Origin of the sequence: Vreelandella glaciei (genome assembly GCF_013415125.1) — a bacterium.
GTDB lineage: Bacteria > Pseudomonadota > Gammaproteobacteria > Pseudomonadales > Halomonadaceae > Vreelandella > Vreelandella glaciei.
The window spans coordinates 58,735-79,288 of the sequence record NZ_JACCDE010000028.1 but is presented as its reverse complement, the minus strand read 5'-3'; the positions used below and the strand labels follow the sequence as shown (position 1 = coordinate 79,288).

Annotated in this window: 22 protein-coding genes and 1 other RNA gene; 15 read left to right on the top strand and 8 right to left on the bottom strand. The window is 52.8% G+C overall.

Features of this window, described 5'->3' with window-relative positions; all coding sequences use genetic code 11:
- Nucleotides 1-197: 197 nt before the first annotated feature.
- Nucleotides 198-1,676 (bottom strand): sodium:proton antiporter NhaD, encoded by a 1,479-nt coding sequence (gene nhaD, locus HZS80_RS17600; protein WP_179916774.1) that lies wholly within the window; start codon nt 1,674-1,676, stop codon nt 198-200.
- Nucleotides 1,677-2,096: 420 nt separating this feature from the next.
- Between nhaD and HZS80_RS17595 the strand changes: the two genes are divergently transcribed.
- Together HZS80_RS17595 and HZS80_RS17590 are read left to right on the top strand one after the other, a co-directional pair.
- Nucleotides 2,097-3,074 carry a TAXI family TRAP transporter solute-binding subunit gene (locus HZS80_RS17595; RefSeq protein ID WP_179916773.1) on the top strand — a complete coding sequence of 326 codons (978 nt, stop codon included), beginning with the start codon at nt 2,097-2,099 and terminating at the stop codon, nt 3,072-3,074.
- Nucleotides 3,075-3,162: 88 nt separating this feature from the next.
- Nucleotides 3,163-4,962 carry a TRAP transporter permease gene (locus tag HZS80_RS17590; RefSeq protein ID WP_035562594.1) on the top strand — a complete coding sequence of 600 codons (1,800 nt, stop codon included), beginning with the start codon at nt 3,163-3,165 and terminating at the stop codon, nt 4,960-4,962.
- On the opposite strand, the gene HZS80_RS17585 is transcribed toward HZS80_RS17590, so the two are convergent.
- Nucleotides 4,959-5,528 carry a hypothetical protein gene (locus tag HZS80_RS17585; protein WP_035562597.1) on the bottom strand — a complete coding sequence of 190 codons (570 nt, stop codon included), beginning with the start codon at nt 5,526-5,528 and terminating at the stop codon, nt 4,959-4,961. The two genes, HZS80_RS17590 and HZS80_RS17585, sit on opposite strands and share 4 nt — an antisense overlap.
- An 87-nt stretch (nt 5,529-5,615) precedes the next feature.
- Nucleotides 5,616-6,572: a calcium/sodium antiporter gene (locus tag HZS80_RS17580; RefSeq protein ID WP_035562600.1), complete on the bottom strand. Its 957-nt coding sequence runs from the start codon at nt 6,570-6,572 to the stop codon at nt 5,616-5,618.
- Nucleotides 6,573-6,941: 369 nt separating this feature from the next.
- Between HZS80_RS17580 and HZS80_RS17575 the strand changes: the two genes are divergently transcribed.
- The 3 genes from HZS80_RS17575 to HZS80_RS17565 all read left to right on the top strand — a co-directional run bounded on the left by HZS80_RS17575 (nt 6,942) and on the right by HZS80_RS17565 (nt 8,675).
- Entirely contained in the window at nt 6,942-7,148 is a 207-nt protein-coding gene (locus HZS80_RS17575; RefSeq protein WP_007111857.1) for a cold-shock protein, read from the top strand.
- A 247-nt stretch (nt 7,149-7,395) separates the two neighbouring features.
- Nucleotides 7,396-8,130, top strand: coding sequence for a metal-binding protein ZinT (locus HZS80_RS17570; RefSeq protein WP_246362222.1), 735 nt, complete (start codon nt 7,396-7,398; stop codon nt 8,128-8,130).
- 146 nt (nt 8,131-8,276) lie between these two features.
- Nucleotides 8,277-8,675 carry a lysozyme inhibitor LprI family protein gene (locus HZS80_RS17565; RefSeq protein ID WP_179916772.1) on the top strand — a complete coding sequence of 133 codons (399 nt, stop codon included), beginning with the start codon at nt 8,277-8,279 and terminating at the stop codon, nt 8,673-8,675.
- A gap of 108 nt (nt 8,676-8,783) precedes the next feature.
- Here HZS80_RS17565 and HZS80_RS17560 read toward each other — a convergent pair whose 3' ends face one another.
- Nucleotides 8,784-9,599: a helix-turn-helix transcriptional regulator gene (locus HZS80_RS17560; protein WP_179916771.1), complete on the bottom strand. Its 816-nt coding sequence runs from the start codon at nt 9,597-9,599 to the stop codon at nt 8,784-8,786.
- A 252-nt stretch (nt 9,600-9,851) separates the two neighbouring features.
- On the opposite strand from HZS80_RS17560, the gene HZS80_RS17555 reads away from it, so the two are divergent.
- The 6 genes from HZS80_RS17555 (at nt 9,852) to HZS80_RS17535 (ending at nt 14,670) form a co-directional block, all read left to right on the top strand.
- Nucleotides 9,852-10,949: an APC family permease gene (locus HZS80_RS17555; protein WP_246362220.1), complete on the top strand. Its 1,098-nt coding sequence runs from the start codon at nt 9,852-9,854 to the stop codon at nt 10,947-10,949.
- 8 nt (nt 10,950-10,957) lie between these two features.
- Complete coding sequence (locus HZS80_RS23615) at nt 10,958-11,227, top strand: amino acid permease C-terminal domain-containing protein (RefSeq protein ID WP_340162622.1); 270 nt, start codon at nt 10,958-10,960, stop codon at nt 11,225-11,227.
- Between the two features lie 13 nt (nt 11,228-11,240).
- The gene (locus HZS80_RS17550; protein ID WP_179916770.1) at nt 11,241-12,128 is read left to right on the top strand and encodes a carbon-nitrogen hydrolase family protein; all 888 of its coding nucleotides are present in this window, start codon (nt 11,241-11,243) and stop codon (nt 12,126-12,128) included.
- A gap of 710 nt (nt 12,129-12,838) precedes the next feature.
- On the top strand, nt 12,839-13,150 hold the full coding sequence (locus HZS80_RS17545) for a hypothetical protein (protein ID WP_179916769.1): 312 nt from the start codon (nt 12,839-12,841) through the stop codon (nt 13,148-13,150).
- 46 nt (nt 13,151-13,196) lie between these two features.
- Entirely contained in the window at nt 13,197-14,063 is an 867-nt protein-coding gene (locus HZS80_RS24000) for a DUF2971 domain-containing protein (RefSeq protein ID WP_179916768.1), read from the top strand.
- Nucleotides 14,064-14,190: 127 nt separating this feature from the next.
- The gene (locus tag HZS80_RS17535) at nt 14,191-14,670 is read left to right on the top strand and encodes a GIY-YIG nuclease family protein (protein WP_179916767.1); all 480 of its coding nucleotides are present in this window, start codon (nt 14,191-14,193) and stop codon (nt 14,668-14,670) included.
- Nucleotides 14,671-14,957: 287 nt separating this feature from the next.
- Here HZS80_RS17535 and ssrA read toward each other — a convergent pair.
- Nucleotides 14,958-15,336: a transfer-messenger RNA gene (ssrA, locus tag HZS80_RS17530) on the bottom strand.
- A gap of 45 nt (nt 15,337-15,381) precedes the next feature.
- A complete protein-coding gene (smpB, locus tag HZS80_RS17525) occupies nt 15,382-15,873 on the bottom strand; it encodes an SsrA-binding protein SmpB (protein ID WP_035562653.1) in 492 nt (163 codons plus the stop codon).
- A gap of 125 nt (nt 15,874-15,998) precedes the next feature.
- Between smpB and HZS80_RS17520 the strand changes: the two genes are divergently transcribed.
- Together HZS80_RS17520 and HZS80_RS17515 are read left to right on the top strand one after the other, a co-directional pair.
- Entirely contained in the window at nt 15,999-16,433 is a 435-nt protein-coding gene (locus HZS80_RS17520) for a type II toxin-antitoxin system RatA family toxin (protein ID WP_179916766.1), read from the top strand.
- Entirely contained in the window at nt 16,423-16,740 is a 318-nt protein-coding gene (locus HZS80_RS17515; RefSeq protein ID WP_035562659.1) for an RnfH family protein, read from the top strand. Before HZS80_RS17520 ends, HZS80_RS17515 begins: the two co-directional genes overlap by 11 nt.
- Nucleotides 16,741-16,745: 5 nt before the next feature.
- On the opposite strand, the gene bamE is transcribed toward HZS80_RS17515, so the two are convergent.
- On the bottom strand, nt 16,746-17,204 hold the full coding sequence (gene bamE / locus HZS80_RS17510; protein WP_035562661.1) for an outer membrane protein assembly factor BamE: 459 nt from the start codon (nt 17,202-17,204) through the stop codon (nt 16,746-16,748).
- A 72-nt stretch (nt 17,205-17,276) separates the two neighbouring features.
- On the opposite strand from bamE, the gene fur reads away from it, so the two are divergent.
- Entirely contained in the window at nt 17,277-17,729 is a 453-nt protein-coding gene (gene fur, locus HZS80_RS17505) for a ferric iron uptake transcriptional regulator (RefSeq protein ID WP_007111850.1), read from the top strand.
- 155 nt (nt 17,730-17,884) lie between these two features.
- On the opposite strand, the gene recN is transcribed toward fur, so the two are convergent.
- Nucleotides 17,885-19,558 carry a DNA repair protein RecN gene (recN, locus tag HZS80_RS17500; RefSeq protein ID WP_179916765.1) on the bottom strand — a complete coding sequence of 558 codons (1,674 nt, stop codon included), beginning with the start codon at nt 19,556-19,558 and terminating at the stop codon, nt 17,885-17,887.
- A gap of 212 nt (nt 19,559-19,770) precedes the next feature.
- Here recN and grpE point away from each other — a divergent pair, with 212 nt between their 5' ends.
- Nucleotides 19,771-20,412, top strand: a complete 642-nt coding sequence (gene grpE / locus HZS80_RS17495) for a nucleotide exchange factor GrpE (RefSeq protein WP_179916764.1) — start codon at nt 19,771-19,773, stop codon at nt 20,410-20,412.
- Nucleotides 20,413-20,554: the final 142 nt, after the last annotated feature.

Here is a 20,554-nt window from a genome sequence, read left to right as displayed (position 1 = left end):
ATGAGTCGCTCGCATCATCATGATGGCGGCTCGGTCTTCAGCAGTGAGATGGCGATAGCAGTAAGTCATAGCAACACCGTACCTGATGGGTCACGTGTTGCACTTGCTCATTGAGACCGCCCCCCTTTCCAGCACGCTGAAAAGGGGTAAAGGTTAGGTCTATCTAACTTACATTTATCTAACTTACGTTTATACGATTAGCTGAAGAGCGCAAAGCTCTCAGCGTTAAGCCACATGTGAACCAAAATGCTGGCGATATAGCCGAGCAAAATGACCGGCGACCAACGCAAGTGGCCCATAAACGTATAGGAACCTCTTGCCTGGCCCATTACCGCTACCCCTGCCGCTGAACCGATCGACAGCAAGCTGCCCCCGACACCCGCGGTTAAGGTAATCAGCAGCCATTGGCCGTGGGACATATCGGGCTCCATCGTGAGTACCGCAAACATCACGGGAATGTTGTCGATGACCGCTGATACAATACCCAGCGTAATGTTGGCTGCCGTCGCGTTCCAGCCAGTGTAGAGCGCCTCTGACAGCAGGCCGAGATAGCCCATAAAACCAAGCCCGCCAACGCACATCACTACCCCGTAGAAGAATAGCAATGTATCCCACTCGGCACGTGCCACACGGTTGAAGACATCAAACGGGACCACGCTACCCAACTGCTCAAGCTTCTTGTTGTCACCGCGGCGGCTATAGCGTTCGCGTTTACGCTCCAACGAGCGGGGTAGGCTACGGCGTAGGTAGTAACCGAAGAACTGCAAGTAGCCCAGGCCGGTCATCATGCCCAGCACCGGCGGCAGGTGGAGCACTACGTGGCACAGCACGGCGGTAATAATAGTCAATAAAAACAGCCCTACAATGCGCCGGGCACCCCGCTTCATCCACACATCTTCATACACGCTAGCGGGTTTCTCGTCCTTAATAAACAGGCTCATGATGGAGGCGGGTATTAGGAAATTGACCAGAGCAGGGAAGAACAGGATGAAGAATTCCTGGAACTCAACCATGCCAGCTTGCCACACCATGAGAGTGGTAATGTCGCCGAAGGGGCTAAATGCACCCCCTGCATTGGCGGCTACCACAATATTGATACAAGCGACGTTAATAAACCGCTGGTCGCCCTCTGCCACTTTAGTTACCACGGCACACATCAATAGTGCGGTGGTGAGGTTGTCGGCAATGGGTGAAAGCACAAAGGCGAGACCGCCGGTCAGCCAAAACAGTGTCCGGTAGTTGAAGCCTTTGCGTAACATCCAGGAGCGCAAAGCATCAAACACCCGGCGCTCTTCCATCGCGTTGATATACGTCATGGCCACCAGCAAGAACAGCATCAGCTCGGTGAACTCCAAAAGCGTCACGCGAAACGCGTACTCTGACGCTTCCGACATACCATTTTGGACATACACCCAGCCGATGAGGCTCCAGATGATACCGGCTGCCACCAACACCGGCTTCGACTTGCGCATATGAATCTTTTCTTCCGCCATGACGAGTGCATACGCCAGAACGAAAATAGCCACTGCAAAAAAGCCGACAGCCGAGGTGGTTAAATTTAATTCACCAGTAACGGCAAACGCATTGGGACTTACGCCTAATAGTAAGGCCGCTAACAAAAAAAGCCAGCGACGATATAATCGTGGCTGGCAAGAGGGTTGGCACAACGTAGGCATGTGACGTTTTTCCTCATGGTTAAGTTGTCAGGAGTGGTGTAAAAGCGCCGCTAGTTTACCAGCCTATATTGCGCCGCAATACTTTATAAAAACGAACGAAAGTAGTTCTTCTTAGGGGAATAGCATCTTTTTTTAGGAAATTAATCTTTTAGGTAATGGTAACTTTAACAACATTCGTTTTGCCTAAGTGCTGATTTAAATGTGGGGTTATACTATTGCCGAATAGTATTATTAAATAATATCCATTTCTTTATACCTCTTTTCACTAATGCCCGCTTTCATTATCACCGCTCAACCCCAGGCGAGGCTGCCCGTTTAGGCATAGTCATGGTATGTTGATGCCCCCTAGGCCCATTGCTGGGTAACATAAAAACGAGGCCCGTTAGAAAACGGCCGCTGGATACGCTAAGGAAGATTAAGATGCGCAACTCATTTCGCTCCCTTCGCCGCACGCTTGGCGTGACGGCTGCTACGCTAGCGTTGGTAAGTACCGCTTTCTCCGCCCACGCTGAAACGCGGGTGACCTATAAATCGGCTTCTGCAGGTACCGCCTACTATCAGATGGGCGTAGAACTCTCAGAAGCAATCCGCCAGGGTACGGATGACGCGATTATTCTGACCCTTGAAGAGAGTCAGGGCTCGGTACAAAACGTCATGGAAGTCATGGCTCGTCAAGGCAATTACGTGTTTACCACGCCGCCTGCGTTAGTCGAACAGGCTATGGCAGGTGAAGGCGCCTTTGCCGAGCGTCAAAACCCCCGCTTTCAAGAGATTCGTGGCCTGTTCCCCATTCCCTCTATCACCATGCACTTTGTACTGGCGGGTGACGAAGGGGTGGCTAATATGTCTGCCCTGGAAGGCAAGCACTTATTAATTGGCCGAGGTACGTTTGGCGCCCGGGAAGCGGCTCGTTATCTGGAGCTGTTTGGTCTGGAAGAGAATGTCCAAATTGCCGATGCTGCCATTGGTAGTGGCCCGGATGCACTTAAAAACGGTCAGATTGATGGCTTTGTAACAGCCAGCTCTTTCCCGTCGCCTAACGTGATCGAGACCGCCGCCAGCATGCCTATAGCGTTGGTTAGTCTGACCGATGAGCAAATCGAACAAACCGGCGCAGCGCGCCAAACGATCCCCGGCGGTACCTACCCCGGTGTTGATAAAGATATCGAAACCACATCGCTGCCGGTGATTGCCTACACCACCACCTATATGGATGACGATACCGCCTACACGCTGACCAAAACATTTTGGGAGCGTCGTGATGCCATGGCCGAAGAGGCCGCCTGGTGGGGCAGTATTACCCCAGAGATGCTGGAAAACATGACCGGCTCGCTACACCCAGGGGCACTGCGCTATTACGAAGAAGCGGGTTTCGAGGTGCCTGACTCTCTACGTTAGTCACTTTCCCCCTTCTTCCTACTGCCACGGCGCTCGCGCAGTGGCAGTTCTGTATTGATGCAGTATTGATAGTAATAGGCAACTTGGCATGCGTGTTGTTACTTCTTCGCCAGCGGCGACCCCCATCGATGATGACGCCATAGCCCCAGGCTGGATGGCGCTGGGGGCGGTGAGTGTGGTGTTTCATCTTGGATTGATTTTTTATGGTTTAACACCTGCGCTCGTCAGTCGGCCGTTACACATGGCGCTGCTGTTGCCCTGGGTGCTGGTCTATATGGCCAACACACCGGTGCAGCGAATCAGCGGCTGGGTGCTGACGGTGCTGGGCGTGGCCGCATGTGGCTATATCGCCGTCAATGAGGCCGCGCTAGCCAATCAGTATGGCTTTATTGATACCCACCTGCAGATGGGGATCGGGCTATTTTTAATCGCGCTGGCGCTTGAGGCCGCCCGTCGGGCGATTGGCTGGCCGCTCCCGCTGGTCGCGTTGCTGGCCCTGATGTATGGCGCTTTCGGCCAATACATCCCTGGTGCGTTTGGCCACCCTGGGCTCCCGCTGCCTAGCATGGTGGGTACATTGACCATTGCCGAAGGTGGGCTGTGGGGATCGCTGACCGGCGTGAGTGTCAGTGTGGTGGCGATTTTTGTGATTTTCGGTGCGGTACTCAATGCCGGCGAAGCGGGTCAGGGCTTCATGAACCTCGCTGGCGCGGTGGCAGGGCGGCTGACCGGGGGCGCGGCCAAGGTGGCGGTGATTTCCTCAGCACTGATGGGGTCTATCTCCGGTTCGGCGTCAGCTAACGTGGCCTCCACCGGGGCGATTACCATTCCCTCCATGGTACGCCTGCGTTATCCGCGCTCGCTCGCCGGTGCGGTGGAAGCGGTTGCCTCCTCTGGCGGGCAAATCATGCCGCCGCTGATGGGGGCCGGGGCGTTTGTCATGGTGGAACTGACGGGGACTCCCTATACACAAATTATGGCCGCGGCAATGTTGCCGGCAGTCCTCTATTTCTTGACCGTCTGGGTGGGCATCAATGCCTACGCGACCCGGCATGACTTGCAGCCCGTGGCTGAAAGTGAACGCCCCCATGCGAAAGAAGTCGCCATTACCTCACTATTTTTCGCGATCCCGTTCGTGTTGCTGCTCGAACGTATTTTCAACGGTGGTTATACCCCACAGTACGCTGCCAGCATTGCGATTTTCGCGGGCATCGCGCTGTTGTTCTTTGATGTGACGCTGCGCTTTTCGCTTCCTGGCTTTAGCCGTCGGTTAGCCGCCGCTGCGGTCACTGCCGGGCGCCAGATTGCCGTGATCGGGGCGATTATCCTGTGCGCCTCGCTGGTGGTCGGCGTGCTGTCGCTAACGGGGCTGGGTGTCAAGATTACCTCAGGTATCCTGTCGCTCTCCAACGACATGCTGTGGCCAGCACTACTGCTAACAGCGCTCGCCTGCTTGATTTTGGGCATGGAGGTGCCAACCACCGCCGCCTACGTGATCTGCGTCTCTGTCGCCGGGCCAGCGTTGACATCGCTGGGTCTGGAACCGCTTCTAGCGCACTTGTTCGTCTTCTGGTACGCGCTGCTCTCGACTATCACACCGCCGGTGTGTGGCGGTGTGTTTATTGCCGCTGGCATGGTGGGGGAGAACTGGCTGAAGGTGGCGTTCAAGGCCATGGCGCTGGGGATCGGGCTGTATATCATTCCCTTGGCCATGGTGGCCAACCCGGAAATAATCCAACTGGCCTTTAATCCGTCAGGTGCCCTGCTGAATGCGCTGAAAGTGGCGCTGGGGCTGGGGGCGATCTCTTACGGAGTGATCGCGCGCAAAGCGTTGTGGCAGCGTGCGGCGCTAGTCGCGGCGGGGGCCATCCTGATCTTCGTGGTTTAGTCCTGGGACGAACCTTCAGCATCCAGCCGTAGCGGCGAAGAGGCTGGCAGCGGGGTAGTGGCAAACATCACCCAGGTATCCAGCGCAGGCCCCAGTGACTGAACTAAACGCAGTTGCTCGGGTGCTTGCCCCAGCACCTCTTCAGCGCAAATGCCTGCCTCAAAACGTCCCGCAAGAAGCCCTTCTGCCACCGCCACTGTGGTGGGGGCGTTTATGATCTCTGTATAGGCCGTTAAGTCGGTGTAGTAGCGGGTTGCCGGTTGTAGCGCTACTTGGGTGGGGCGAATAGAGGTACGCTGGGCAATCAGCGCTAGTGGTTTGCTGCCCGCTATAAAGGTGTCTACGGGATAGGCTCGATGCATATAGCGGCCAACGCAGTCGCTATGCGTTGCATGAGCGGTGCACTGTAGAACGTGGCTCACTTGGCCGTTGATCAGGGCTTGGAAGGCATCTTCAAAGCAGTTAAATAACGTAATACTGCCTTCGCCTGAGCCGCGCATTTTGAGATAGCGCTTGGCAATCAGCTCATGGTTATTGCCACTAGGCCCCAAGGTTGCAATCTGCACGGTGATTTTTCTCCACGCTAAATGATCAAGTCATTGAGCCAAAAGCGTTGGGGCTTTTGGCTCAGCGCAATTGACGATTAAATCATCTCAAAAGATCGTAAAGCTTAACGCTATATAAGCGGCATAGCCTGCAAGCAGTGCCGCGCCTTCCCAGCGCGACAGGCGCATGCCAGTGTACAAAAATAGCACCAGTACGCCCGCAGCTCCCAGCATTACCCACTGGTCAAACATGGCCACACGTGGTGCAAGGGGCAGTGGTTGTAAAAATGCTGAGATACCGAGGATGCCCAGCAGATTAAATATGTTGCTGCCCAGAATATTACCAACGGCAACATCAGCATGACGGCGCAGCGCCGCAATCACCGACACGGCCATTTCAGGTAGGGAGGTGCCAACAGCGACGATGGTTAGCCCAATGACTGCTTCGGAAATACCCAACGCCTGGGCTAACCCAATGGCGCCAAAGAGCAGTAGCTGCGACCCTCCTATTAGCATGCCTAAACCAATCACCAGCGCTAAGGCGATCATCCAGCCCGTGTTGGGAAGTTTGGTCATCTCTTCGGCTTCTGAGGCATGCATATCTGCCGCAGGAATATGCTGACGGCTTTCGCTTATGTAAGCCCAAATAAGATAGCTAGCAAGACTGGCTATAAAGATTGCCGCATCAACGCGCCCTAATGCCCCGCCAAAGGAGAGGCCAATAAATAGTAGACTGGCTAGCACCACCACCAAGCCATCCCGGCGTAGCGCTAAGGGTTGAACCACCATAGGGCAAATCACGGCGCACATGCCTAAAATCAATAAGATATTACCGATATTGCTACCCACGATGTTGCCAATCGCAATGTCTGGCTGTTGGTTTATAGCGGCATCAATAGAAACAACCAACTCGGGTGCCGATGTGCCGAAGCCAACGACGACCAATCCGGTTAGCAGTGGCGAGATACCCACCCTTCGTGCGCCAGCGACAGCCCCCCGAATCAGTGACTCGCCGCCCAGGGTGAGCAGCGCAATACCCGCCAACAAACTAAGTCCATATAGCATGTTAAAACCTCTTCCATAGTACTGGTCAGGCTGCGATTAATGCAGGGTTTGCCTGGCCAATAGAGCGCGCTAGGCGGTCGGATTAGTAGTGCCTAGCTCATTGGCAAGATTACTGCTAATTTTTGTAATTTGCGCGGTATTCCAGTGGTTATAAGAGGGAGAGCAAAAATTAAAAACGCATAAAGGCTTTGACCTGCTGCTGACTACGTGGCAGGATATGCGCAGTTAGTAAGTTAGCAAGCAAGCATGGTTCCAGAAACATTCGAATTCTTTCGGTAGTCTGTAATTGTATTCCTTGTTCTACTCACTATTTATCTGGGTAATACCAGGATTTCTACAATTCGCGACTTGCGAAAAGGATTTAATATCATGGCAACTGGCACAGTTAAATGGTTCAACGATTCTAAAGGCTTTGGCTTTATCGCTCCTTCTGACGGCAGTGATGACGTTTTTGCTCATTTTTCTGAAATTCAGTCTGATGGCTTCAAAACTCTGCCTGAAGGCGCTAACGTCTCTTTTGACGTTACCCAAGGTCAGAAAGGCCTTCAAGCTTCAAACATTAAGCTGCTTTCTTAATCCTAGCGATTATTTAAGTTCTCGAATCGTTTAGATTCGATGATCGGGCCCCGCTCACGCGGGGCCGATGCGTTTGTATCTTCAATAAATCTACGACGCCACTATCGTTGCGTCTGCCGACAGGCGCTGCTACTCCATCCGTTGCCACTTTCCCCATAATTCTATAGTGCATTAATCAACTAGCTTGATTAATTGATATGTTATATTGTATCTTTCTTGAGCATTAACTCACAAGGGAGAAAGAAACATGGGAGCCAGCAAGATGGAAGATAGTCAAAAGATGGTGTCGCCGCTAAAGGCTGTCAGTGCCTTTGCATTCAGTACGTTACTGCTCGCTGGCGCTCAATACGCCAGTGCTGATGATCATGACCATGACCACAGCCATGATCACGATCATGCTCATCACGACCACGACCACGACCACGACCACGACCACGACCACGATAGCGATATCTATTCGGGTTATTTTGAGGATGAGCAGATCAAGGATCGCTCACTTTCAGACTGGGAAGGTGATTGGCAATCCGTCTATCCGTACCTACAAGATGGCACGCTAGATGAAGTGTTTGCGGATAAGGCAGAGAATGGCGATAAAACCGCCGAAGAGTACAAAGCGTATTACGAGATAGGGTATGCAACGGATGTAGATCGTATCGTTATCGACGGCAGCAACGTCACTTTCTTTGCGAACGGCGAAGAGATGTCAGGTGACTATCAGTATGATGGCTACGAGATTTTAAATTACGAGGCGGGCAACCGGGGTGTTCGCTTTATTTATGAGTTTGAAGGCGAGGGGGCTGACGATCTTCCCCAGTATATTCAGTTCAGCGACCACAGCATTTACCCAACAGACGCAGCCCACTACCACCTTTACTGGGGCGATGATCGTGAAGCGCTGTTAGAGGAAGTGACGAACTGGCCGACCTATTACGCCTCAGAATTAAGTGGCGAAGAGATTGTTGAAGAGATGCTGGCCCATTAAACTGTATTAAGCATACTTTAATAATTGAAAAGTGCTGGCTATCATGCCAGCGCTTTGTGGTTATTGGCACTGTTAAAATAGGATTCAGGGCAGATCGACGGCACACTTGCAGTATGGTTTTACCAATTGTCATAGAGCCATTCATTATGCGTTTGTCTTCACTTTTTATTGTTATTGGGTTGGTGGTCTCAAATAGCTTTGCTTATGCGGGCGATAGGTGTAATAACGCGACTACTCAGGCTGAACTCACCGAATGCTCGGCGCAGGCCTATCAAACGGCTGACGAGGCGCTCAATGAAGCCTACCAGGTGCTGGTAGACCAATTAAGTAATAACACCGCGTCACTGGAAAAGCTTAGAGCCGCCCAGCGGGCTTGGATCGGTTTTCGCGATACCGAGTGTGCATTTGAAAGTAGCGCTGTTGAAGGCGGCAGTGCACAGCCTATGGTGCGTAACGGCTGTCTTGAAGGGCTAACGGAAGCACGTGCTGAAACGCTGCGCAAGCATGCTGAATGTGAAGAGGGCGATCTAAGTTGCCCGCGATAAAGTTGTTCTTCAGTTTGGCGATAAGCAGCGATAAGTCATTAATTTAATCATCTCAGTGTATATAACTTCACAAGCTTTTTAGTTCTTAAATATTGATAAGGCTAGGCGTCATTTGTGCTCAGCTAGCCGAGCGAACAGCGGCATCAGTAGCGCGAAAAGTTCCGCCTGGGACGAAATGCAGCACTTGGCATAGAGCTGGCGGCGGAAGACTTTCACTGTCTGAAGGCTGACTTCTAGGTGGAGGCTGATGGATAGGGAGGAGTGTCCTCTTAAAATAAACAAGGCCACTTCGGCTTGGCGTGGGCTCAGGCGAATGCCGTGTTGATGACTCAGGGCCTCTCTTAGGCGTTCCTCTAAAGGAGCGGGCGGCGCTTTGCCCACATCGTCAACGCGGTAGTCTTGCCAGTGCTTTTGCAGAAGAGAGCTGAGGGTGTTTTCGTACTGATGCAGAATCTCAAGTTCACGCCTATTGAAGGGGTTACCACTGGAACGATCCCTACCAAAACAGGCAGTTATCGTATCGCTCTCAGTGATATTGGCGAAAACCGCTACCTCATCCAGTAGCGTGGTCTGCTGGTAGTAATTCTGATAGTAATGCGTGCGTCGAAAGTGATCAGGCGCTACGTCTCTCAATCGTCTTATGCCCTGAACATTGCCTCTCAGGTGCTCGCGGTAAAAAGGATCCAGCAGGTAATCTCCCCCTAGATATTGGCTATCCATCGGTAGGTAAACGACAGGGTCGGTGTATTCCCGATAGAGCACCGCTGGCCGGTGTTCGCCGTGATAAGCGATGATGATCAAGTTATCGAAGGCAGCGAGTTGTTTCAACAATCTAGAGAAGTGTTGAGGTAACGCAGGCGTTCCCAAGGCTATGATGGCATCGGCCAGTACCTCGTCATTTTCGCTTTGAGTCACTGCATCCACATCCGCAAGTCCATACCACGCTAGGGTTATATACGATCCGACGAGCTGCCAATACCGTTCTAAAGAGGTTGGCTACTAAGCGTCTCAGTCTAGCTGGATAGCTGTAACGCCAGCAACTGAGAGTTATTAGCCGATCATTAACGGTAGCAAGCTGGTCTAGCCTCGGCGGCTGGCTTGATCAACCACCTCTTCGTTTTGTGCCGACTCAGCGGATTGCCCGCTGTCGGTTCCAACGTTTCCTGGAGATGGATCATGACGGATAACAATATCAAACTGGAAAGAACGCTATCACTCAAAGCGGTGGTGCTGTTTGGCTTGGCTTACATGACGCCATTGATCGTGCTGGGTACCTTCGGGGTCATTGCCAGCACTAGCAATGGCGCCGTACCCACTGCTTACCTCATCACGACCGTTGCCATGCTATTCACGGCCTACAGCTACGGCATTATGGCGCGTACTTATCCGGTAGCCGGGTCTGCCTATACTTACGCCCGCAGAGCCATCGACTCGCGTGTTGGCTTTATGGTGGGGTGGAGCGTGCTGCTGGATTATTTCTTCCTGCCAATGGTGATTTGGTTGATCGGCGCCGCTTATCTGAACGCTCGTTTTCCTGAAGTACCGAGCTGGATATTCCTGCTGGGCTTTATTGGCATCACCACCTTCTTGAATATCTACGGCATCAAGCTCGCGTCCAAAGTGAACTCGTTGCTGATGGTTTTCCAAATACTGGTGATCGCGTTCTTCGTACTGCTTTCAATTCGTCACGTTTTTGCGACTGGTGGCACTGATTCGCTTTTTAGCCTGGGGCCGTTCTTGGGTGAGGATGCTGGTTTTACCGCGATTGCTGCGGGCGCCGCGGTGGCCGCTTACTCTTTTCTTGGCTTCGACGCCGTCACCACACTGACCGAAGAAACCATCGACCCGAAGCGCAATATCCCTAAGGCCATTATGCTCACCGCGCTGATCGGCGGGGGTATTTACGTACTCGTGGGCTACACCACCCAGCTGGTGCATCCTGGCAACAGTTTCGTAAACTCAGACTCCGCCGCCTTTGAGATTGCCACGACCATCGGTGCGGATCTTTTCGGCGCTATCTTCCTGGCTGGTATGGTGCTCGCCCAGTTCACATCCGGCCTGGCCGCTCAAGCCAGTGCCTCTCGGTTGCTGTTTGCCATGGGGCGGGATGCGGTATTGCCGCCTAAGCTGTTCGGAGCGCTGCACTCGCGCTTCCACACGCCAGTGTTCAACATCGTCCTCACGGGTGCTATCGGCATCATTGCCTTGTTCCTTGATGTGTTATCTGCCGCCTCGTTTATCACTTCGGTGCCTTTATCGCCTTTACGATGGTGAACCTGTCAGTGATCTTTCTGGTCAGCAAAGACGCCGATGCAAGGCGCCAGTATGGTGTGCTGAGAGGAATGGTGGTGCCGCTCATCGGTGCCCTGGTCAACCTTTGGCTGATGAGTAAGCTGGATATCAACGCCTTTATTCTGGGCTTGATCTGGCTTTCAATCGGTCTCGCCCAACTGGCCTACCTGACCCGCTTTTTCCGTCGCGAGCCGCCGGAAGTGGCCTTTGATGAATCAGAGCCCGAGTCAGCGCCCGCCTCGGTAAAAGCGACCCTTTAAACGGAGATCCACTATGTCCAGAAATTTGCCTGTCCTTGTGGTGCAGGAAGCCTCGCGGCCGCACGGCATTGACTCCGAACTGCTGGACTTCGAGGCCGCGCTGGCGGTGCACCTGAGCGACTTCGGTGCCGATTTTGAACAGCCCAGGATGGTGGTTTATCCGGAGCTCCATCTATGTGGTGCCACGGGTACGCCGGAGCAGCGCAAAGAGCAACTGGAAGCCGCGGCTGAGCCGATCGATGGCCCCCGTCACCAGCACTTGTCACGTATCGCCCGCAACCTGGGAGTATGGCTGCTGCCCGGCACGGTATGCGAACGAGGTGAGGACGGGCATCTGTACAACACCGCGCCAGTGTATTCGCCTGAAGGTGAGCGAGTGGCTGCCTACCGTAAGTGTTTCCCCTGGCGGCCTTATGAGCCCTATCAACCGGGAGATCGCTTTGAAGTGTTCGAGGTGCCGGGCATAGGCCGGGTCGGCCTGGCCATCTGCTACGACATCTGGTTCCCTGAGATGGTGCGTCAGCTAGCGTGGCTGGGGGCGGAGGTGATCATCAACCAAGTAGCCACCACCACCTGCGACCGCGCGCAGGAGCAAATCCTTGTGCAGGCCAATGCTATTTTCAATCAGGTGTATATGGTGAGCGCTAATTCAGCCGCGCCTGCGGGGGAAGGTCAGAGTTTGATCGTCGACCCCGAGGGTCGCATCCGCGCGAGGATGCCCGGCGCTACACCGGGCATTCTTACCGATGTACTCAACCTGGATGAGGTTGAGCGTGTGCGTACCTACGGCACTGCGGGGTTGAACCGTATGTGGTCTCAGTTTCGAGACGATGACCCTGTGCTGGAGTTACCCATGTATGAAGGGCGCATTGATCCGCGTAAGTGGAGGGAAAGGCGTTAAGTAGCCTTCCACCACTCTCTCCAACCCCGCGTTATTCCCATTTCGTACAACTATGCCATCACTCAGGTGATGGCTATTACCTGCAAAAAGTTGATTGTTCAGATCGCTGAGTATCTAACCCGCCCAGCGGTAAAGATTATTTTTTCCCGCATCAGCATTTGATATCCCATCCAATCTGCGTCCTCACAAGGGCCGCGAATATCGTGCTTACTGAGAGCGTTCTTATCCATAGCAGCTCCCGCTGACCTGACAACGTCGGCGCTGAAAGCCCAAACCTAAGATAATCAGCCGTCTTAAGAATCCTGTGCTAATCTGGATTCGTTAGGGTGGGTCAGTGCAGCAAGAAAAGTAACCGCCCAAGGCGGAGGTGCTGGGAAATGGAGCGGGCGAGAGAATTTTGAAGATGTGGAATAATAAAAATTAATATAAAAATCATGCTTTTGGAAGGGTTTGGTAGACTGTAATTTTCCGACAAGCATCGGCAGCGCATTCATTCACTTATAGGATGGGAAGTCTAATACCTGTTAGCCAATTGGTGGATCAATGAAATTACGCATTTACTTGAGAAGAATAATTCCGCTTCCCAGAATAGTTGAGCTTAATTGGAATTTGGCTGCCGTAGAGTTCGTCTATCAGAAAGATATTCAGGCTGCGCATAAATAAATGATCGAGAAAAAGTCCGCGATTTAAAGGAATCTCAACGCTGGGAAGTGACCCTTATTGAAGAAGAAATAGATCATCATCTATCGAAACAGATGCTGAAAAGAGCCAGGAAACTAAGAGTTCCCGTTCCGCACAGAACAACATCCGATCCGGATGGTGATGAATTTTGGACGCAAGGTCATCAAACCGGAAATTGGTATCTAACAGTCAGAGGTTATGCTGATCTGCGTTTGGCAATAAGAAATGAGTTAAAAGAAAGGCATGAGTTGAAGTCACGCTGGATTGTGTGGGTGCCTGCCTTAACTGGCTTGGTGGGCACCTGCACTGGTTTATTGGCAGTCTTCAGTAAGAGTAGCTAACAATGCAAATCAAAGCGCGGCGTTAGGCAACAAAGGTGAAGCATCCGTGAAGCCAGAAGTTTTCTACAAGTATACGTCCTCTTCCACAGCCGAAATTATTCTCAATGGCGGCAGTCTCCGGTGGTCAAGCCCATCCGTCTTCAATGATCTGGCGGAATTCCAACGTATGCCTCGCTTCGAACCGTCGGTCAGTGAGTCTCATCGTCTCTTTCCGCAAGCACTGATCGATATTGCGAGCGGCAAAAGACCTGCGGATTTGGAGTGCCTAGCACCAACCACACGCATGCATCTCTATCTCATCCAAAAGATGCGCCAGAATGGATTATCAGTAGGAAGTTTGCTGAAGCTTTTTGGCGATTTTAAAAATTCCCAGGCGGACGACAAGATTGATAAAGCGCTGCGAGACCATTTCGATTCACTCGACGTTCAGCGTGCACGAGTCCTGTGCCTTACCGCAACGCCTTACAATGAAGTGATGTGGGGTACATATGCTGAAAATCATTATGGCTGCGCTTTAGGTTTCTCGGCTGCACTGACGGATAGTCCATTTCATGAAGCCAGACCCGTTACCTATACCAACAAGCCGGCAATTGTAGGATCAGGACTAGACTTCTTGTTGTATGGGGACACGCCAGAACTACGACGAAAAACGTTGGAAGCAGTCTGCTATACGAAAAAGGTGGTTTGGTCCTATGAGCAGGAGTGGCGATTAATCACTTGGCGACCGAATGAGGTCGGTATATCGCACGGCGATTATGTATTTCACCCAGAAGAACTCAAGACAATAGTGTTTGGAGCAAGAGCCAAGCAAGACTTCATTGAAACGATATGCGCAATTGCTAAAGACAAATACCCAATGACGAAAATTCTTAAAATGACGCACAACAAAGGCGAACTGGAAATGATCGATTAGTTGCCTAACTGGTCGGTCGAGCGGACGCCAACAAGGCTCATGGTTTAGCCATTTTCATTAGCCTTGTTCGTATGCTCCTTCGGACGACACTTATCTTAGGCGTTAGAGCTACCAAGGAGTTGGCACCATGCCTGTCTATTTCATAGCTGAGAACGAAAATGGAAATTATGGCAATCTCAGAGTGAAGATTGGGATAAGTGCTAATGTCGAGCGGCGTATAGGACAATTGCGAACGGGAAGTCCCTACAAGCTGAAATTGATGGGATGGATAAAGCCTGATGACGATAGAACATTGGAAAAGCTGTTACATCAAAAATATGCTCCTGTAAATGCTCACGGAGAGTGGTTTGCATTGGATGCTAGTAATGTATTTGAGGAGCTAAAACGGCATTCAACAAGCAGTTTCATTGCCACAAACGAAAACGCGTTTGAAATTGTTTCACATGATCAAGACGGTGTTCCAGAATATCTCGGTTCTTGGCAATGGGGCGATGCAGAAATAGATGAGTTTTGTCCTTCATGCGGTTGGGGTGGAGGAATGGATTACAACGAAAACTATGGCGGTATGAGGTGTCTAAATTGCGGTCTTATGGAATCGAGCTTATGACCCGCTCTAAAACCTATGAGCCTTCTCTCTGTCACCGTTTGCTGTAAGCGGTTTACAGCAAACACCTATTGAGGATCACTTATTGTGGTGGCGAAAACGATATGAACCGTAATTACAGTGGCCGATAAGATGGCAGATTTGGCTAGGACGCCGAGCTGGCTAGTCCGGCTTGGCTGAAAATGGAAATAAGCTGACTCAAAAGCTGACCACCCTATGCCTAAACAGGCCCTTTTACAGCCCACAGGCACAAAAAAAGCACCCGTAGGTGCTTGATTTGTATAGTAAGGTGGTGGAGGCGGCGGGAATTGAACCCGCGTCCGCCAGCACGCGCCTATTGGCTCTACATGCTTAGATTCCGTCATTTAGTTTAGCGCGACTGACTCCGACGGTCAGGATTCAGCCACGCGAGCCTTCTAAAGTTTAGCGCTTGGCGAGAAGACACCACCAAACGCGATCCTATCAGCTTTAGCTCGTATCCCCTCAGTGATGAATAGGCACATCACCTTGGGGCCAGACAAGAAGCTAACAGTTTAAGCTGCTAGCGCGCCTTGAGCGTAGTTTTCGTCATTTGCGACTATTTTTTCGTGATGTGGGATTTACGAGATACATCACGCTCTCGGCATGCACCGCAAGGGTTGTCACCGGCGTCGAAACCATGTCGCCCCCTTATTACAAGTAAGCATTCTAACGTGCTCACACCTGATTGACCAGTTATGCCTTGGTATGTTCCCGCATAATTCGACCTTTTTGACGGTTCCAGTCGCGATCTTTTTCTGTCGCGCGTTTGTCATGCAGCTGTTTGCCGGTTACCAGCGCCAGCTCGCACTTCACTTTATTGCGCTTCCAATAAAGTTTGAGAGGCACACAGGTGTGACCCTTGTCCTGGGTGATCGAAAAGATTTTGGCGATTTCTTTGCGATGCAGCAGCAGTTTACGGGTGCGCGTAGGGTCGGCGATCTCATGGGTGCTTGCCGTGTTAAGCGGCATAACATGACTACCCAGCAGAAACGCCTCGCCGTTGCGTACCAAAATGTAGGTATCGGTGAGCTGAGCTTTGCCGGCGCGCATGCTTTTCACTTCCCAGCCAGCGAGCGATAGCCCTGCTTCGAAGGTTTCATCGATATGGTACTCAAACCGTGCCTTCTTATTTTGGGCAATAACGCTGCTACCGGGACCCTTACTTTTACCTTTCTTAGTGGCCATGGAACCTCATAATTAATCTGTCAGTGGCATCCCCTTCGTTATTTGGGGAGGCGTGATACCATTTAGAGTATGAAAAATATTCCCCATGATACGCTTTGGGCACTGTGAAGTCAGCGGAGAGGTCAATGCCAACCGTCAATCGTTCCGCCTTGGTGCGGCACACCCCCCAGAAAATGTTCGATCTGGTTAACGACTTCGAACGTTACCCGGAGTTTTTGCCCGGTTGTCGTCAGGCGCGTTTGCTTGAACACGATGACGTGCATCTGATCGGCGAAATGACCCTGGGTCGCGCCGGTGTCGAGCAAACGATCACTACGCGTAACGAACTTTTTGCGCCTGAGCGTATTGAGCTTTCGTTGGTAAAAGGGCCATTCAAGCGGCTTAAAGGTCGCTGGCTATTTATCCCCATGGGAGAGGGTGCCTGCAAAGTGAGCCTTGAAATGGAATTTGAGTTCGCCAATCGCCTGCTTGGTATGGCGTTCGGGAAAATCTTTCAGCAAATCGCCGGCCAGTTAGTCGATGCCTTCACAAAGCGTGCTAACGAGCTGTATGGGCGCTGAGACGCTGGCCGTTGAGGTCGCCTATGCGCTTCCATCTAAACAGCGCATAGTGGCTCTACGCGTGCCTGAGGGCACCACTGCGCGTCAGGCCGTTGCCTTGGCAGATTTGCCCACGCTGTTTCCTGATGTACCCAGCGATACGTTTGCTCACGCACCGCTGGGTATCTTCGGTAAAGCGATACGCAACCCCGACACCCAGTTATTGCGCGATGGGGATCGGGTAGAAGTCTACCGGCCACTGGCAATCGACCCCAAGGCCGCTCGCCTGGAGCGCGCTAAGCGCCAAGCGAGCGACCAGGAGCGATAAACGCGTTAAAGCTGTTGAGCGGGCTGTACGTTCGATGTCGGCCGCGTCTGGGTACTCTCTTCAGGTAGCGCATCCATGGGGTCAACGCCTTCCGTTGCGGGGCCCATGCTGCTTTCGGCTTCGAACGGCAGCGCCTTGGATAAATCGCCCTCTTGCTCAATGTTCGCTAAGCGTCCTTGAGGATCGAAGGTGAGCGTTACGCGGCGCTGTTCTACGTCGCCATACGCCTTATCTAAACGAAACACATAGTCCCATTGGCTGGCGTCAAAGGGCGCTTCCAGCAACGGCCTACCCATCACATAAGTAACCTGCTCTTGGGTCATTCCTGGTTGAAGCTGGCTGACCATCTCCTGAGTGACCAGGTTGCCTTGGGGAATATCGCGCTTATAAACGCCGACGTAACTACAGCCGCTAACAACGGTCAGGGCGACGGAGAGTGTGATGATTCGAGTCAATTTTTGCATTTGGGCCTATTCTTCACTATCGTGGTTTCGGTTGATCATACCCGACCTAACCAGTTACTGCGAAGAGCGACCATGGCCGATCAGAACCATGAATTGCGCAAAGCCGGTCTAAAAGTGACCCTGCCGCGCGTCAAGATACTTCAAATTCTCGAAAATGTTTCGGGTCAGCACCACCTTAGCGCGGAAGAAGTGTACAAAACACTGATTGATGCGGGCGAAGATGTTGGCTTGGCAACCGTATACCGCGTATTGACTCAGTTTGAGTCAGCGGGCTTGGTAATTCGTCATAATTTCGACGGAGGCCATGCGGTATTCGAGATGACCCAAGAGGATCACCATGACCACATGGTGTGCCTTGAAAGCGGCGAAATCATTGAGTTCGTTGATGAAATCATTGAGCGCCGTCAGCAAGAAATCGCTGAGGAGCACGGCTACGAACTCGTAGACCATGCCCTGGTGCTATATGTGCGTCCGCGCGGTTCAGACGTGACGCGCCAAGACAGCGGGCCGACGAACAAGAAATAGCGTTCGTGGGTCGCGGTCATAATGTGAGCGCCCCTGATCTACTGGATCGAATTCGAATTTTATTGAATTCACCAAGTGGACCAGGGGCGTTTTTTTTGCTCGGTACAGATGTGCTGAATAGCGATGTAGCAAAATGGCGTAAGTCGCCCGTTCAATCAGTGCGGCGGGCGCTGGCTTGCATGTAGCATTTCTTGGGCATGGGCGAGGGTTTGGTCAGAAAGCGTCACACCGCCCAGCATTCGCGCCAGTTCGCTGATGCGCCCTTGCTCATCGAGCAGCGCCATTTGAGTTAGCGTGGTGTCGCGTTTCGCCTGCTTCTCGATATGCAAGTGCTGGTGTGCTTGGGCCGCCACTTGCGGTAGATGCGTCACGGTCATTACCTGACCGTTCTCGCCTAACTTGCGCAGTAATTGACCTACAATCTCCGCAGTCGCGCCTGAAATACCCACATCCACTTCGTCAAATACCAGGCTGGGCACCGTTGAGTGCGTCGCTGCGACGACTTGAATGGCGAGACTTATCCGCGACAATTCGCCGCCGGAAGCCACTTTGGTTAATGGCCTCGCGGGCTGGCCGGGGTTGGCGCTGATCAAAAATTGCACACGATCAAGGCCGTCAGGGGAGGGTGCGTCTTTCGCGGTGACCTCCACTTCAAAGCGCGCTTTGCCCATGGCCAAAAATCCTAACTGCTGCTGCACCTCTTTGCCCAAGCGAAGCGCGGCTTTTTGACGGCTCTCGCTGAGTTTTTTCGCCTCTTGGCGGTAGCTCTCGCGTAGCTCGACTACCCGTGCACTGAGTGCCTCCAGGTCATTGCCACCCTCTTCTAACTGCGCGACTTCTCGCTGTAGATCGGCATGCAGGGCGCATAGTTCTTCAGGGGCAACGTGATGCTTACGGGCGATCCGATGCACGTCGGTCATGCGCTCTTCCACCCAGGCGAGCCGCTCGGGGTCTAATTCAGTGGTGCTAGCGAGGCGATTGAGTTCGCTGGAGGCCTCCTCCACTTGAATGCGCGCATCGCTCAGCATGGCCAGCGTATTGGCCAGCGTGCCTTTGTCGCTGCCCGGCAGGGCACACAAGTGGGCGAAAGCTTGGTTGAGCAGCGAGAGTGCACCACCTTCATCGCTGGCACAGCAGTCGGCGGCAAACTGGGTCTCGCGCAGGGTTTCTTCTGCGTGGGCGAGCGTATGTTGCTCCTCCTCCAGCGTCGCCAGCTCGCCCTCCGCCAGGCCGAGCTGATCCAGCTCTTCCACCTGGTAACGCAGCAACTGCCGTTTGGCCTCTACCTCACTGCCTTCTTCGCTGAGCTTCTTCAGCTGGCGACGCGCGTTGCGCCACTCGCGAAACGTTTCGGCCAATTGAGCGGTGGCATCGTTTAGGCCTGCGTAATCGTCCAGCAGGGCAAGGTGGGTCTCTTCGCGCATCAGCGCATGGTGGGCATGCTGTCCATGAATCTGAATCAGCTGCTCGCCGAGGGATTTTAGATCCGAGATAGTCGCGGGGTGGCCATTAATCCACGCTTTGGAGCGGCCGTTGGCGGTGACCACGCGGCGCAGCAAGCACTCTTCAGCGGGAAGCTCCCGCGCCGTTAGCCACTCGACGGCGGCAGGCAGGTGCTGAATGTCGAAACGTGCAGAAAGATCCGTGCGCTCGCGGCCGTGACGCACGCTGCCGGCGTCGGCACGTTCGCCCAGGCAGAGCCCAAGGGCACCCAACAGAATCGATTTCCCCGCGCCGGTCTCCCCGGTAATCGCGGTCATGCCGCCGGTTAGGTCGAGTTCTAAATGATCAACAATAGCGAAATCTTGAATAGCGAGCTGAGTAAGCATGACGCCTCCCAAGGCGGAACAGCACAGGAGCTGGATACTTATCCAATAGTTGTTGATTTATACAGTAGTTAATAACTCACTTCAATGCACCTCTTGAGATGGAATTTATGGCCCCCATATAGCGTGCATGATCAGTTAAAGCTAGTGACTTAAAGCCTTACTTCTTTGCGCGTCGCCCCAGGTGGCAGCGCTCTACTTTTTAGGAGCACAACATGGCGAAAGAACCGCAAACTCCGTTGGATGACGAACTGGCCCGCCACGAGCAAGACGCCGATGGTGCCGAACAGGCGGCGGAACAAGCCGCAGAAGAGCGCTTGATGGAAGGCGAGCTGGAAGGATTGATCAATGACGAAGAGCCGTTAGATGGTAGCGTCGATAACCCTGAAGCGGAAATGCTGGCAGCCCAAGTGGATGAGCTAGAGCAGAGTTTGGCCGAGGCTAAGGATCAAGCCCTGCGTGCCGCTGCTGAAGCGCAAAACGTGCGCCGTCGCGCGGAGCAGGAAGCCGAGAAAGCGCGCAAGTTTGCCCTGGAGAAGTTCGTTAAAGAGCTGCTGCCAGTGGTGGATAGCTTGGAAAAAGCGCTTGAGACCATGGAAGAGGGTGCTTCAGAAGTACACCGTGAAGGCGTTTCCATGACCTTGAAGATGCAGTTGGATGTGCTTAACAAATTCGGCGTAGAAAGCATTGAGCCCCATGGTGAGCCCTTCGACCCGCAGGTACACGAAGCCATGACCATGGTGCCTAACCCGGATCTTGATCCGAACACCGTGATGGACGTTATGCAGAAAGGCTATTTGCTCAATGGACGCTTAGTGCGCCCGGCCATGGTCGTAGTGAGTAAAAAAGCCGATTAAGCCACTGGCGGCACAGAAGTGAAAAAAGTGTGTGAAAAAAAGCCCTTGAAATGTCAGCGGCGGCCCCCAAATAAAGGGCAACCCCGCGGGGAAACCCGCAGACAAGCTTTAAAAGCTAAATTTTCAGTTTTGTAACAACCGA

Coding starts and splice junctions, on each gene's coding strand:
- fur (WP_007111850.1), top strand. CDS start 17,277: ATGGCCGATCAGAACCATGAATTGCGCAAAGCCGGTCTAAAAGTGACC.
- HZS80_RS17515 (WP_035562659.1), top strand. CDS start 16,423: ATGGGCGCTGAGACGCTGGCCGTTGAGGTCGCCTATGCGCTTCCATCT.
- smpB (WP_035562653.1), bottom strand. CDS start 15,873: ATGGCCACTAAGAAAGGTAAAAGTAAGGGTCCCGGTAGCAGCGTTATT.
- HZS80_RS17555 (WP_246362220.1), top strand. CDS start 9,852: ATGACGGATAACAATATCAAACTGGAAAGAACGCTATCACTCAAAGCG.
- HZS80_RS17580 (WP_035562600.1), bottom strand. CDS start 6,572: ATGCTATATGGACTTAGTTTGTTGGCGGGTATTGCGCTGCTCACCCTG.
- HZS80_RS17570 (WP_246362222.1), top strand. CDS start 7,396: ATGGGAGCCAGCAAGATGGAAGATAGTCAAAAGATGGTGTCGCCGCTA.
- HZS80_RS17595 (WP_179916773.1), top strand. CDS start 2,097: ATGCGCAACTCATTTCGCTCCCTTCGCCGCACGCTTGGCGTGACGGCT.
- HZS80_RS17575 (WP_007111857.1), top strand. CDS start 6,942: ATGGCAACTGGCACAGTTAAATGGTTCAACGATTCTAAAGGCTTTGGC.
- recN (WP_179916765.1), bottom strand. CDS start 19,558: ATGCTTACTCAGCTCGCTATTCAAGATTTCGCTATTGTTGATCATTTA.
- HZS80_RS17590 (WP_035562594.1), top strand. CDS start 3,163: ATGCGTGTTGTTACTTCTTCGCCAGCGGCGACCCCCATCGATGATGAC.
- HZS80_RS17520 (WP_179916766.1), top strand. CDS start 15,999: ATGCCAACCGTCAATCGTTCCGCCTTGGTGCGGCACACCCCCCAGAAA.
- HZS80_RS17535 (WP_179916767.1), top strand. CDS start 14,191: ATGCCTGTCTATTTCATAGCTGAGAACGAAAATGGAAATTATGGCAAT.
- grpE (WP_179916764.1), top strand. CDS start 19,771: ATGGCGAAAGAACCGCAAACTCCGTTGGATGACGAACTGGCCCGCCAC.
- HZS80_RS17565 (WP_179916772.1), top strand. CDS start 8,277: ATGCGTTTGTCTTCACTTTTTATTGTTATTGGGTTGGTGGTCTCAAAT.
- bamE (WP_035562661.1), bottom strand. CDS start 17,204: ATGCAAAAATTGACTCGAATCATCACACTCTCCGTCGCCCTGACCGTT.
- nhaD (WP_179916774.1), bottom strand. CDS start 1,676: ATGCCTACGTTGTGCCAACCCTCTTGCCAGCCACGATTATATCGTCGC.
- HZS80_RS17550 (WP_179916770.1), top strand. CDS start 11,241: ATGTCCAGAAATTTGCCTGTCCTTGTGGTGCAGGAAGCCTCGCGGCCG.